A 12979-nucleotide genomic window follows, 5' to 3' on the forward strand; every position below is an offset into this window, starting at 1 on the left:
TCAAAAACCCCTCAATACACATCACGCAAATAGCGGCCATCGCGGCGCATCTCGTCGAGCTTGGCCGCCGCGGCACTCTCTTCAAGGCCAGCCTGATCGGCGATGACGCGCACCAGCGCCGTGTTCACGTCTTTGGCCATCGCATTGGCGTCGCCGCAGACGTAGACGGCGGCACCATCTTGGATCCAGGCGAAGAGTTCGCGCCGCTGCTCCCAGATCCGGTGCTGGACGTAGACCTTCTCGCGCTGGTCGCGGGAGAAGGCGGTGTCGATCCGGGTCAGCAGCCCGCTGTTCTTCCAGTCCTGCCATTCGAGCTGGTACAGGAAGTCGTGGGTGAAGTGGCGGTTGCCGAAGAACAGCCAGTTCCGTCCCGTGGCGCCCGTCGCCTCGCGCTGCTGCATGAAGGCGCGGAACGGCGCGACGCCCGTCCCCGGCCCGATCATGATGACCGCGCGATCCGGGTCGGCGGGCAGGCGGAAATGCGGGTTCGGCTTGAGATAGACCTTTACCGTCCCCCCGGCTTTACGGCGCTCGGCCATATCGACCGAGGCGACACCGGTCCGGCGGCGGCCGTGCGTCTCATACCGCACGGCGGAGATGAGCAGATGCGCCTCATCCTCGGCGAAGGCCCGGCTCGAGGCGATCGAATAGAGCCGGCCGGGCAGGGGCCGCAGCAGGCCCGTGAGCGTGGCGGCGTCGAGCTTCATCGGCGCGGTCTCGAACAGGTCGATCACCTGCCGGCCCGGCAGCCACTCCTTGAGCGCGTCAGGGTCCGCCGCCAGCGTCTTCAGCTCGTTGCTGTCGGCGAGCTTGGCGTAAGCCTCGATCTGCGGCCGGGTGAGCGTCGTGATGTCCTGCTCCCCGCTCAGCGTCGTGCGCACATCGTTGTCGCCCGAGAGCCCCGTGAGGGTGAGGATGTCCTCGACGAGCGATGGGTCGTTCTCCGGCACGATGCCGAGCGCGTCGCCCGGCTCATGGGCAAGGCCCGACCCCTCCAGCGACAGCTCGACATGGTAGGTCTCGGCCGATGAGCCGCTGCCGTTGAGGTTGATGAGTTCGTTGATCGACGCCTCGAAGGGACGGTGGCGGGTGTAGGCGGGTTCGGCGTCCTCATCGTCCTCATCGGCGGGCTGGGCCGCCACGCTGCGGGCGAAATCGACGTGGATGACGGCGCCCTCATCGGCCTCGGTCTCCTGTCTGAGGAGTTCGAGCGTCGACTTGATCCAGGCATTGGCGGGGGCGGCATAGTCGACATCGCACTCCACCATCGGTGCGAGGCGACGGCCGCCGAGGGCGGCGAACCGCTCGTCGAAGGTGTGGCCGGTGGAGCAGAAGTTGACATAGGCCCGGTCGCCGAGCGCCAGCACGCTGAAGCGCGTCTTGTCGAAGCGCGGCGCATCGGGGGCGAGGATGGCGTTGTAGAAGTCGGCGGCGCGTTGCGGCGGGTCGCCCTCGCCCCAGGTGCTGGCGATCATCAGCAGGTTCTCGGCCTTCGCCGCCTCGGCGACCGTGATGGTGCCGACATCCGCGGTGCGGGCGGCGAAGCCCATCTTCTGCGCCGCCTTTCTCGTCGACGCAGCCAGCGTCTCGGCGTTGCCGGATTCCGTCGCGAACAGGATCAGCAGCGGCGCCTTCTTGGCGGGCGGGGCGGCCGGGGCCACTGCCGCCTGGGTGCCCGATGTGGCGGCCTGGAAGCCAGCCAGAAACCCGCTCAGCCAGGCCCGTTGCTCGGGCGAGGTCTTGGTGATGACGCCGTTGAGCGCGGCGATCTCCTCGGGCCGGAACGGGGCGGAGTTCGGCAACAGGGGCAGGCTTGGCATGGTGGAAACTGTCACTCTCGGTGCGGCGCAGGCTCAGCGAGCCAGCCGTTCTGCTTCACAAAGGTCTCGGTCTTGGCTGCCAGCGCCGGCAGGTCGTCTCCGCCTTGGCGCCACTCATCCCGCTTATCGCCGAGCGCCTGCAGCCGGTCGGCCCATTCGGGACCGAATTCCTGCGCCAGATGCGCGCGAATGCGCTGAGCGAGGCCGGGGCTACGTCCTCCGGTGGAAACGGTCAGCAATAATGACCCACGCCGAAGTTCTGCGGTATTGTGGAAGAAGCAATGCTCCCGCCGGTCTTCGACATTGACCAGGACCTTGTGGCGCCTCGCCTGCGCGGCCAACGCGCCGGCCTTATCGTCCGGGATGCCGACGACCCAGAGCACATCGATGGCGGCGAGGGCCGCGTCGTCGGGAACGCCGGACCGATAGCGGCTGCCGGCTTCGGCTTCCAGCGCCGGGTCGGGCTCGTCCACGTAGCAGATCGCCGAGGCGGCGCCGGCTTCCTGGAGCAGGCGCCAGCGCCGGAGGGCGGCGGAGCCGTGTCCGGCCAGGGCGACCGTCAGCGCCCGCGGGTCGAGGGAAACAGGGATCATGGGCGCCATAAAGGGGGTTTTGGCTTGGCCGACAAGACACGGACCAGGGAAGGAAAGTTTTTGCTTCTTTTTTCACAAAGAAGCGCGGCGCTTTCTCTTTTGCAGCCTTATGGCGCGATAGCGGGTCCGACCTCGGGCAGCGTGCCCACCGTCTGTCCCTGGCTCTGCGTTGCCGCGGGCGGCAGCGCGTTGGGGCGCCAATCGCGGAAGAACGCGGTGCCGATTTCCCCGGCCAGCGTGATGAGGTCCCGCTGCATACCGTCGAGGAACTCGTGCAGCCCAGACTCGATGACCTTCTCGGCCGAGCGGTCGAGCAGCGCCGCCCGCATATCCTCGATCTGCTCCAGCGGCTTGCGGGTGCCGCGCAGCCCGTAACTGGTGCGCAGCTGGGTCAGGTGCCATTCCGTCTGGCTCAGGCAGAGGTGGACGCTTCGAGGAAAGCAGGGGTCGGCGAGCAGGAATGCGACGACATCCTCCGGGCCGAAATCCACGGGGGCGATACGCCGGAAGGCGTGGTAGCCCGCGACGGCGCGCAGGATGCCGCCCCATTGCGTGCGCTCCTCCAGCCGCTTCTCCTCCTGGCCGTTCGGCGCCAGGCGGTGGAACTTGATGTCGAGCAGCCGGGTGGTCTGGTCGGCGCGCTCGATCAGCCGGCCCATCTCGTAGAAGTGCCAGCCCTGGTCGCGGAACAGCGTGCCCTCGGTGATGCCGGTATGGGCCTGAACGCCCTCCTTGATCCGGGTGCAGAGGCGGGACAGGCTGTCGCCGTAGAGCTCGTGTTCCTGCACCTCGAGCAGGTCGCGGTGGAAGACGTTGAGGTGCTTCCACATCTCCGTGCTGATGAGAGGCCGCAGCGTCCGCGCATTCATCCGCGCGCCTTCTATGGATCCGCGGATGGAATTCGGGTTCACCGTGTCGAGCAGGTAGTAGCGTTTCACGTTGTCGGGGCCCGGCGCGCCGTAGGCTTCCGCGAAATGCGTCTCGTCCGCGTGAATCCGCACCAGCGCGTCCCAGGCCTCGTTCTCCAGGCCGGGGCTCTCGAAGGTCTGGGTCACGTCGATGAGGCGGGCGAGGTTCTCCAGGCGCTCCATGTAGCGCGCCATCCAGAACAAACTCTCTGCATAGCGGGCGAGGAGGGGCGCCTGCGCGTTCATCGCCGGGTCTCTTCGGCCAGCACCCAGGTATCCTTCGAGCCGCCGCCCTGCGAGGAGTTGACGATCAGGCTGCCGGATTTGAGGGCCACGCGGGAGAGGCCGCCCGGCAACACCCAGGTGCTGCGTCCGGTGACCGCGAAAGGCCGCAGATCGAGATGGCGCGGCCTGATCCCTTCGTCGCAGAGCGTCGGCCCGACCGACAGCCCGATCATCGGCTGGCTGATCCAGTTCGCGGGGTTGGCGATCAGTGCGGCGCGGGAGGCTTCCAACTCGCCCTGGCTGGCGCGCGGTCCGATGGTGATGCCGTAGCCGCCAGACTCGCCGACCGGCTTGGTCACCAGTTCGGGCAGGTGGTCGAGGGTGTAGGCAAGCCCCTCCGCCTCGCGGCAGATATGGGTCTCGACGTTGGCGATGATCGGTTCCTGGTCGAGGTAGTATTTTATGATCCGCGGCATGTAGGCATAGACCGCCTTGTCGTCGGCGACGCCGGTGCCGACCGCATTGGCGATCGCCACATTGCCTTGGCGCCAGGCTCGGATGAGCCCGGGGACGCCGAGCAGGCTGTCGGGCCGGAAGACCGTCGGGTCGAGAAAATCGTCGCCCAGCCGGCGATAGATGGAGTGCACGGCGCGGAGGCCGGCCGTCGTGCGCATGTAGACGCGGTCGTCCTCGACCGTGAGGTCGGCGCCTTCGACCAGCGGCACGCCCATCTCGCGCGCCAGGAAGACGTGCTCGAAATAAGCCGAATTGTAGATGCCCGGCGAGAGCAGGACGACCTGCGGGTCGAGCACTCCTTCCGGGGCGATCTCGGTCAGCGCCTCGCGCAGCCTGCGACCGTAGTCGTCCACGGGCATGAGCGACATGCCGGCGAGAAGATCGGGAAAGGCGCGGCGCATGAGATGCCGGTTCTCGACGACGTAGGAGACGCCGGAGGGCGTGCGGGCATTGTCCTCCAGCACGCGGAAGTCGCCCTGCTGGTCGCGGATGATGTCGATGCCGCAGATATGGACGTAGGTGCCGAAGCGGACCGGGAAACCCTCCATCTCCGGACGGTAGTTCGGGTTCCCGAGCACGAGGTCGACGGGAATGATGCCGTCACGGATGATGTGCCGCTCATGGTAGATGTCATGGAGAAAGCAGTTGATCGCCGCGACGCGCTGCTGCACCCCCGTCTCCAGCTTTCGCCACTCGGCCGCGGTGATGATCCGCGGGATGCAGTCGAACGGAAGAATGCGGTCGATGGCGTTGGCGTCGGAATAGACGGTGAAGGTGACCCCCAGGCTCATGAGGTCGTTCTCGGCGGCTGTGGCGCGGGCGCGAAGCCCTTCCAGCCCGATGGCGCAAATCCGGTCCCGCACCGTCTGCGCCGCTCCGTTATCGCCGACCCGGCCTGGTGAGAGCTCGCATATGAAGGCGCCTGGATCGCAGTCCGAGAAGAGATCCTGTGGAATAATCGCCACCCCTGCGCTGATTTGACGCCGTTCCGGCTATAAGCGGTTTATCGAAGGCCTGCCAGTGTCAGCCGAGGATCGGACAGGTGGCGGCCACCTTGTCATAACAGAACGTAAACTGTGTGCGGTGGCTGAAATTTATTTGCAAATCCGTGGAATACCGGCTTTACCTCACACGCATCGCCGTTCGTCTTCCCGCGTCACCGACTGCCCCAAGTCTGCTTTTATGGCCCGGAGTTCACCATGAGCCGCTTTGTCGCCACCCTGGTCGCCGCCGCGCTTATCGCGCCCGGCATCGCGTCGGCCACCTGCCTCAAACCCTATGAGGGAACAGCGATCAACATCGCCGGTCTCAAGAGCCAGCTGATGGTGACGGCGCTCTCCTGCGACACGCGGGACCGCTACAACGACTTCGTGCTCACCTTCCGGCCGACGCTGCAGCACGAGGACACAGCCCTCAACAGCTACTTCCTGCGTCATTACGGTCGCAGCTGGCGCTCCGAGCACGACGACTACATCACCCAACTCGCGAACACGCAGTCCGAGGCCGGCATTCGAGAGGGAACGCAGTTCTGCCAGGCCAATGTAGGGCTGTTCGACCAGGTTCTGGCGCTGAAGTCCCCCAAGGATCTGATGACGTTCGCCAACGACAAGCCGATGCTGCAGCCGATTGACTACGACATTTGCGGTGTGCCGCATCGTCCGGTCTATCAGCCGACCCTGGTGCAGGCCGTGACGACGACGACCGCCTCGGGCCAGACCGTCGTGGCACAGCAGAGCGCGACGGCTCCGGCGGCCGTGCAGGGCCACGGGTTCTTCGGCAACATCGCGCACGGCATCGGCAGCATCTTCTGAGGCGTCAGGCGTCCGGGGGTCAGGCGTCTGGGCGGGCGGCTTTGCCCCCGTCCGGTTCGCGCGCAGACGCGGCCATCGGCTAACATAAAACGGGATCGACTCGGGCACGAGGCCGGACCCGCCAGGTCGCGCACGCCCCAGAGGTTGCCCGGCCGGTTTGCGTAACCGGTATCGAAAGGGACTCCGATGGCTGCCATCGCCGAAGCGCGCCGGCTGATTTCTCCCACCATGATGGCGCTGGTTCGTCGCCGGCTGGCGTCGCTCGCCGGCCTGCTGCTGGGTCTGGCCGGGATCGGCCTCGGCGTGGCGCTGGCCTCGTATCACCCCTCCGACGCATCCTTCGATACTGCGGGCACCGTCGTGCGGAACCTCGCCGGTTCCACGGGGGCCATTGTCGCCGACCTCTCGTGGCAGGGTTTCGGCGTGATCGGCCTGTTGCCGGTCGGCGTCATGCTGCTTTGGGGCTGGCGCATCGCCGAGCAACGTCGGCTGACCCATGTCATGGTGCGTCTGCTCGCGCTGGCGCTCGCCATGCCGCTGCTGGCGGGCGGCCTCGCCGGCCTGCCGGTGCCGCTCGGCGGCAGTTCCGCGTGGCTCGCCGCCGGCTGGGGTGGCGCCGTCGGCTTCGGCATGGGCAACCTCATTGTCGGGAGTGCGCATGCCGCCTTCGGGCCGCTCGGCACGGCTCTGGGCTGGGTGGTGGAGATGATCGCCGGCATCGGGCTGGCCGCCTTCGGCTTCGGGTTGACGGCGCTGGAATGGCGTACCGCCGGCAGCCGGGCACGCACCGGCGCGCTGGGCGCCGCGGTGCTGTCCGGGCGCGCCGGGCGCCGCCTCGCCTTCGGCATGGACGGCGTGACCCATCGGTTGGGGGGGCGCTTCTCGGGGCTCTTTGCGCGCCTGCCGGACTGGGGTCGCGCTCCCCACGCGCCTGAGCCGACGCCGCACCCGATATTCAATCTTCCGCCAATGGACCCGGAGGAGGACATGGCGCCCGCAGCCGGCACTGAGATGCGGCGCGAGCCCAGCGTCGCCGGTCCCGTGGCTGGGCCCGCCTCCGGCGCTGCGGGTCTGGCGGCCCCTAACGCAGGCGCCACAGCCGAGGCGCGCATCCGCGTGCAGAAGGGACCGCGGCCTGCGACCCGCCCCGAGGCGCCGTCGCCGCAACCGGTCGGCTGGCGACTGCCGCCGATCTCCCTGCTCCTCGACCCGCCCGCGCAGCACGAGGTGGGGGTCAGCGCCGAGGTCCTGCAGGCCAACGCCCGCCTGCTGGAGACGGTGCTCTCCGACTATGGTGTCCAGGGCAGCATCGTCGAGATCCGTCCCGGTCCCGTCGTGACGCTCTATGAGCTGGAGCCGGCCCCCGGCATCCGCTCGGCGCGCGTGATCGGCCTCGCCGACGACGTGGCGCGCAGCCTCTCCGTCACCGCCGTCCGCATCGCGACCGTCCCAGGCCGCAACGTCATCGGCATCGAGGTGCCGAACGCCAAGCGCGAGACGGTGTTCCTGCGCGAGCTGCTGCAGGTCGAGGAGTGGGGCAGCCACGCGGGCCGTCTGCCGCTGGCGCTCGGCAAGGACATCAGCGGGGCGCCTGTCATCGTCGACCTCGCCCGGATGCCGCATCTGCTGGTGGCCGGCACGACCGGCTCCGGCAAGTCCGTCGGCATCAACGCGATGATCCTGTCGCTGCTGTTCCGCCTCTCGCCGGAGGATTGCCGCCTCATCCTGATCGACCCGAAGATGCTCGAACTGTCCGTCTACGACGGCATTCCGCATCTGATGGCGCCCGTGGTGACCGAGCCTGCCAAGGCGGTCACGGCGTTGAAGTGGACGGTGCGGGAGATGGAGCGGCGGTATCGCGCCATGAGCCAGCTCAGCGTCCGCAACATCGGCGGCTACAACGAGCGGGTGGCGGAAGCGCGGGCACGCGGCGAGGTGGTCACGCGGCGCGTGCAGACGGGCTTCGACGCCGAGACCGGCCGCCCGATCTTCGAGGAGCAGCCGCTGGCGCTCGAGCCGCTGCCGTTCCTCGTCGTCATCATCGACGAGATGGCCGACCTCATGATGGTCGCGGGAAAGGATATCGAGGCGGCGGTGCAGCGGCTGGCGCAGATGGCGCGCGCCGCCGGCATCCACGTCATCATGGCGACGCAGCGGCCGTCGGTGGATGTCATCACCGGCACCATCAAGGCGAACTTCCCGACGCGCATCAGTTTCCAGGTCATCAGCAAGTTCGACAGCCGCACGATCCTCGGCGAGCAGGGCTCCGAGCAGCTGCTGGGCCAGGGCGACATGCTCTACATGGCGGGCGGCGGGCGCATCACCCGTGTGCACGGACCCTTCGTGACCGACCGCGAGGTCGAGGACGCGGTTGCCTTCCTCCGCGCGCAGGGCGAGCCGAACTATATGGACGAGGTCACGGAGGCCACCGAAGACGCGTCGGGCGGCGGCAACCCGATCGCGTCGATGCCCGGCGCCAGCGAAGGCGAGAAGGGATTGTTCGATCAAGCGGTCGCGCTGGTGGCGCGCGAGGGCAAGGCGAGCACCAGCTTCATCCAGCGGCACCTGCAGATCGGCTACAACCGCGCGGCGCGGTTGATCGAGCAAATGGAGAAGGAAGGGATCGTCGGCCCGGCGAACCATGTCGGCAAGCGTGAGGTGCTGGTGCGCCGCACTCACGACGAGGAGGACTAGCCGGGCAGGCTACCTCTCCGTGGCGGCGAGACCTCGCGCAGGATGCGTTCGAGATCGGCCGGGCGGAACGGCTTGCGGAGGCAAGGCTTGCTGCGCCAACGCTGATCGAGTGCGGACTCATCATAGCCGGTGCTGAAGACGAAAGGCAGGCCGAGCCGGTCGAACTCCGCGGCCACTCCGTCGCTGCGCTGGCCGGCGACATTGACATCGAGGACGCCGAAATCGACCTCGTCGGGGTGCGCCTTCAGGAAGGTCAGTGCCTCCTCCGTGTGCCCGTAGGGGCCGACGAGCGCGCAGCCGAGTTCGCCCAGAACGTCTTCCAGGAGCATGGACAGCAGAGCCTCATCCTCGAGGACGAGAACGCGAAGGCCGGTCAAATCTTTGCGCTGGTCCATGAGCGTCTTCCACCAGACAATGCCCGCTAAGGCAATAGTTTGGACTCTCCAGGGCTGTCCGGGACCGCAGTCTCAAGCTCGCGCAGCCAGGCGGCGGCGTTGCCGTCCGAGGGGGCGCGCCAGTCCCCGCGAGGCGAGAGGCTGCCGCCTGCGCTGACCTTGGGGCCGTTCGGCATGGCCGAGCGCTTGAACTGGCTGAATGCGAAGAACCGCCTCAGGAAAACGGCCATCCAATGCTTGATCTCGGCGAGGGTGTATTCCTGCCGCCGATCCTCCGGGAACCCCGGCGGCCAGTCGCCGTGCGTCGCATCCTCCCAGGCCAGCAGCGCCATGAAGGCGATCTTCGATGGGCGGAAGCCATACCGCAGGACATGGAACAGGGTGAAATCCTGCAGCGCATAGGGGCCGATCTTCGCCTCGGTGCTCTGCGGCTTCTCGCCCTCGCCCGCCGGCACCAGTTCCGGTGAAATCTCGGTCGCCAGGATGGCGTCGAGCGTCGTGCCGACTTCGGGTGAAAACTGGCCTGAGCTTATCACCCAGCGGATGAGGTGCTGGATGAGGGTCTTCGGAATGCCGCCGTTGACGTTGTAGTGCGACATCTGGTCGCCGACGCCATAGGTGCACCAGCCGAGCGCCAGTTCGGACAAATCCCCAGTGCCGATCACGATGGCATCATTCTGGTTGGCGAGGCGGAACAGGTAGTCGGTTCGCAATCCCGCCTGCACATTCTCGAACGTCACGTCATAGACCGGCTCGCCGCGCCCGAAGGGATGGTCCATATCCGCCAGCATCTGCCGGGCAGCGGGACGGATATCGAGTTCGCGCCACGTCACCTCCAGCGCCTCCATGAGGCGGATGGCGTTGGCCTTGGTCTCGTCGCTGGTGGCGAAGCCGGGCAGGGTGAAGGCGAGGATGTTGCGGCGGGGCAGCCCGAGCCGGTCGGCGGCGCGCGCGGCGACGATCAGCGCGTGCGTGGAATCGAGGCCGCCCGAAACGCCGATCACCATCCGCTGGCCGCCGATGCCGCGCAGCCGTTGCACGAGGCCCGCGATCTGGATGTTGTAGCCCTCGTAGCAATCCTGGTGGAGCCGCGCGGGGTCACTCGGCACGAAGGGGAAACGCTGCAACGGCCGCCGCAGCCCGAGATCGCTTTCCGGCGGGTCCAGCCGCAGCACCACCCGGCGGAAGCTCTCGGTGTCGAGCCCGATGGCGCGGCCATTGTCGTCGAAACTGCCCATCCGAAGGCGTTCCTGCCGCAGACGGTCGAGGTCGATATCGGCGATCGCGCGTTGCGCCGCGAGCGGGAAACGATCGGTCTCGGCCAGCGTCTCGCCGAGTTCGAAGATCGAGGCCTGACCGTCCCAGGCGACATCGGTCGTCGATTCCCCCGCGCCGGCGGCGGCGTAGAGATAGGCGGAGAGGCAGCGCGCCGACTGCGAGGCCGACAACAGCGTGCGCGTGTCCGCCTTGCCGATGGTGATGTTGCTGGCCGAGAGATTGGCCAGCACCGTCGCGCCCGCGAGCGCGCCGTGCGAACTGGGCGGGACGGGCACCCAGACATCCTCGCAAATTTCGACGTGGAGCGCGAAGCCGGGCAGGTCCTCGGCCTCGAAGATGATGTCCGTACCGAAGGGGATGTCCTCGTCATCACCCAGCGCGATCTCGCCGCCCTCGACGCCCATCCCGGAGGCGAAGTGGCGTTTTTCGTAGAACTCGCGGTAGTTCGGCAGGTGGATCTTGGGCACGACGCCGAGGATGCTGCCGCCATGGATGGCGACGGCGGTGTTGAACAGCCGGCTCCCGACGCGCAGCGGCGCGCCGACGAGCAGGATCGGCAGCAGGTCCCGCGAGGCCTCGGTCAGCGCGAGCAGCGCGTCCTCGACCGCGTCGAGCAGCACGTCCTGCATGAGCAGATCGTCGATCGCGTAGCCGGAGACGCACAGTTCCGGGAACACCGCGAGCACGGCGCCGGCCTCGTGGCAGAGGCGGGCCTCGTCCAGGATGGCCCGGACGTTGGCCGCGGGGTCCGCGAGGTGGCTGTCGATCGTGCATGCGGCGACACGCGCGAAGCCGTGACGATAGAGGGAGCGAAAGGACATGCAGATATCTTTATGTGAAGTATTGATTTACGCGTGTCACTGCGCCGCTTCCAGCGCGCCGGAGGCTTCCAGCCATTCCTCCTCCGCGGCCTCGATGTCGCGGGTCAGCGCCGCCAGCCGCATCTGCCCCTTCGTCACATCGGCGCCGCTGCGGGTCGCGTAGAAATCCGGGTCGGCGAGGATCGCCTCCACCCGCGCCCGCTCGGCGGTGAGCTTGGCGATGCGCTTCTCGGCCTCCTGCGCGATCCGCCGCAAGGGCGCGAGCGCCGCCCGCGCCTCCGCCCGCTCGCGCCGGTCGTCCTGCCGGCTGACGGCTGCCGCCTCGGGCCGGGCAGATTGCGCCGCGATGATGCCCGAAAGCCGGGCGCGGTACTCGTCCATGTCGCCGTCGAAGGCAGTGGCCGTGCCATCGGCGACCAGCCACAGCCGGTCCGCCACCAACTCCACCAGATGCGGATCGTGGGTGATCAGCAGCACCGCACCCGTATAGTCGGCGAGCGCCCGGATCAGTGCCTCCTTGGCGTCGATGTCGAGGTGGTTGGTCGGCTCGTCGAGGATGAGCAGATGCGGCGCGTCCCGCGTGGCGAGCGCCAGCAGCAGGCGGCCCTTCTCGCCGCCCGAAAGCTCCGAGACCTTCGTCTCCGCCCGCGCGGCATCCAGCCCGAACCGCGCGAGCTGCGCGCGCACCTGCGGCGGCAGCGCCCGGGGCAGCGCGCGTGCCATGTGGTCGATGGGGCTCTCGTCCGGCACCAGCCGCTCGGCCTGATCCTGGGCGAAGTAGCCGACCTTCAGGCCGGGCGCCCGCCGCATCTCGCCGCCCATGGGTGCAAGCGTGCCGCCGATGATCTTCGCCAGCGTCGACTTGCCGTTGCCATTGGCGCCAAGCAGCGCCACCCGGTCGTCCATGTCGAGGCTGAGCGAAATGTTCCGCAGCACCGTCCTGCCGCCATAGCCCGCCGAAACGCGATCGAGCGTCAGGATCGGCGGCGCCAACTGCTTCGGCTCGGGGAACTCGAAGCGCGTCGGCGCGTCTTCGATGATGGTCTCGAGCGGGGGCAGCCGTTCGAGCGCCTTCAACCGGCTCTGCGCCTGCCGCGCCTTCGAGGCCTTGGCCCGGAACCGGTCCACGAAGGCCTGCATGTGCTCGCGCTCGGCGGTCACCTTCTCGACCATGCGGCGCTGCTGGGCGGTGCGCTCGGCCCGCAGGCGCAGGAACTCGGCGAAACCTCCGGTGCTCAGCGCGATCTTGCCGCGGTCGAGATGAGCGATGGCTTCGACGGATTTATCGAGCAACCCGCGGTCATGCGAAACGATCAGCGCGGCACCCGGGAACTTCGCGAGCCACCCCTCCAGCCAGAGCGACGCTTCGAGGTCGAGATGGTTCGTCGGCTCGTCGAGCAGCAACAGGTCCGGATTGCCGAACAGCGCGGCGGCCAGCGCCACGCGCATCCGCCAGCCGCCCGAGAAGGAACTCATCGGCGCGTCCTGCTTCTCCCGGCTGAAGCCGAGGCCGCCCAAGATGGCCCCGGCGCGGGCGGGTGCGCTCTCGGCGCCGATGGTGCGGAGGCGCTCATGGACCTCGGCGAGGCGGATGGGATCGGTGTCCGGCGCGTCGGCCTCGGCCAGCAGATCCGTGCGCTCGCGGTCGGCGGCGAGGACCACGGCGAGGGGCGTGAGGTCGCCGCCCGGCGCTTCCTGCGCGACGGCGCCCATGCGGGCGCGGGCGGCAAGGCGGATGTCGCCGCCATCGGGGATGAGGTCGCCCGAGATGGCGCGCAGCAAAGTGGACTTGCCGGCCCCGTTACGGCCGATGAGGCCGATCCGGCGGCCGGGATCGACGCTCAGCTCGGCGTTCTCCAGCAGCGGGCGGCCTTTGATGGAGATCGAGAGGTTGCGGATGGTGAGAAGGCTCATGAGG

General features: G+C 68.1%; 9 protein-coding genes. 2 read left to right on the forward strand and 7 right to left on the reverse strand.

Annotated features, from left to right (window positions below; all coding sequences use genetic code 11):
* Positions 1–11 precede the first annotated feature (11 nt).
* The 4 genes from ACOEQ1_RS17710 to ACOEQ1_RS17725 form a co-directional block, all read right to left on the reverse strand.
* Complete coding sequence (locus tag ACOEQ1_RS17710) at positions 12–1820, reverse strand: diflavin oxidoreductase (protein WP_419760543.1); 1809 nt, start codon at positions 1818–1820, stop codon at positions 12–14.
* Between the two features lie 11 nt (positions 1821–1831).
* Positions 1832–2413 carry a precorrin-2 dehydrogenase/sirohydrochlorin ferrochelatase family protein gene (locus ACOEQ1_RS17715; protein WP_419760544.1) on the reverse strand — a complete coding sequence of 194 codons (582 nt, stop codon included), beginning with the start codon at positions 2411–2413 and terminating at the stop codon, positions 1832–1834.
* A gap of 107 nt (positions 2414–2520) precedes the next feature.
* Entirely contained in the window at positions 2521–3567 is a 1047-nt protein-coding gene (locus tag ACOEQ1_RS17720; RefSeq protein ID WP_419760545.1) for an alpha-E domain-containing protein, read from the reverse strand.
* Positions 3564–5039 carry a circularly permuted type 2 ATP-grasp protein gene (locus tag ACOEQ1_RS17725; protein ID WP_419760735.1) on the reverse strand — a complete coding sequence of 492 codons (1476 nt, stop codon included), beginning with the start codon at positions 5037–5039 and terminating at the stop codon, positions 3564–3566. The genes ACOEQ1_RS17720 and ACOEQ1_RS17725 overlap by 4 nt, the downstream gene beginning before the upstream one ends.
* Before the next feature lie 222 nt (positions 5040–5261).
* On the opposite strand from ACOEQ1_RS17725, the gene ACOEQ1_RS17730 reads away from it, so the two are divergent.
* Together ACOEQ1_RS17730 and ACOEQ1_RS17735 are read left to right on the forward strand one after the other, a co-directional pair.
* Complete coding sequence (locus tag ACOEQ1_RS17730; protein WP_419760546.1) at positions 5262–5873, forward strand: hypothetical protein; 612 nt, start codon at positions 5262–5264, stop codon at positions 5871–5873.
* 186 nt (positions 5874–6059) lie between these two features.
* Complete coding sequence (locus ACOEQ1_RS17735) at positions 6060–8567, forward strand: DNA translocase FtsK 4TM domain-containing protein (protein WP_419760547.1); 2508 nt, start codon at positions 6060–6062, stop codon at positions 8565–8567.
* On the opposite strand, the gene ACOEQ1_RS17740 is transcribed toward ACOEQ1_RS17735, so the two are convergent.
* The 3 genes from ACOEQ1_RS17740 to ACOEQ1_RS17750 are packed head-to-tail and all read right to left on the reverse strand — an operon-like array spanning position 8564 to position 12975.
* Positions 8564–8962 carry a response regulator gene (locus ACOEQ1_RS17740; protein ID WP_419760548.1) on the reverse strand — a complete coding sequence of 133 codons (399 nt, stop codon included), beginning with the start codon at positions 8960–8962 and terminating at the stop codon, positions 8564–8566. The genes ACOEQ1_RS17735 and ACOEQ1_RS17740 overlap by 4 nt on opposite strands.
* 26 nt (positions 8963–8988) lie before the next feature.
* Positions 8989–11061, reverse strand: coding sequence for an NAD(+) synthase (locus tag ACOEQ1_RS17745; RefSeq protein WP_419760549.1), 2073 nt, complete (start codon positions 11059–11061; stop codon positions 8989–8991).
* A gap of 36 nt (positions 11062–11097) precedes the next feature.
* The gene (locus ACOEQ1_RS17750) at positions 11098–12975 is read right to left on the reverse strand and encodes an ABC-F family ATP-binding cassette domain-containing protein (RefSeq protein ID WP_419760550.1); all 1878 of its coding nucleotides are present in this window, start codon (positions 12973–12975) and stop codon (positions 11098–11100) included.
* Positions 12976–12979: the final 4 nt, after the last annotated feature.

Source organism: Acidisoma sp. (assembly GCF_965199065.1).
Classification (GTDB): Bacteria; Pseudomonadota; Alphaproteobacteria; order Acetobacterales; family Acetobacteraceae; genus Acidisoma.

Excerpts from the sequence above, each read along its gene's own strand:
- ACOEQ1_RS17710 (WP_419760543.1), bottom strand. The coding sequence starts at position 1,820 with ATGCCAAGCCTGCCCCTGTTGCCGAACTCCGCCCCGTTCCGGCCCGAG.
- ACOEQ1_RS17715 (WP_419760544.1), bottom strand. The coding sequence starts at position 2,413 with ATGATCCCTGTTTCCCTCGACCCGCGGGCGCTGACGGTCGCCCTGGCC.
- ACOEQ1_RS17720 (WP_419760545.1), bottom strand. The coding sequence starts at position 3,567 with ATGAACGCGCAGGCGCCCCTCCTCGCCCGCTATGCAGAGAGTTTGTTC.
- ACOEQ1_RS17730 (WP_419760546.1), top strand. The coding sequence starts at position 5,262 with ATGAGCCGCTTTGTCGCCACCCTGGTCGCCGCCGCGCTTATCGCGCCC.
- ACOEQ1_RS17735 (WP_419760547.1), top strand. The coding sequence starts at position 6,060 with ATGGCTGCCATCGCCGAAGCGCGCCGGCTGATTTCTCCCACCATGATG.
- ACOEQ1_RS17740 (WP_419760548.1), bottom strand. The coding sequence starts at position 8,962 with ATGGACCAGCGCAAAGATTTGACCGGCCTTCGCGTTCTCGTCCTCGAG.
- ACOEQ1_RS17745 (WP_419760549.1), bottom strand. The coding sequence starts at position 11,061 with ATGTCCTTTCGCTCCCTCTATCGTCACGGCTTCGCGCGTGTCGCCGCA.
- ACOEQ1_RS17750 (WP_419760550.1), bottom strand. The coding sequence starts at position 12,975 with ATGAGCCTTCTCACCATCCGCAACCTCTCGATCTCCATCAAAGGCCGC.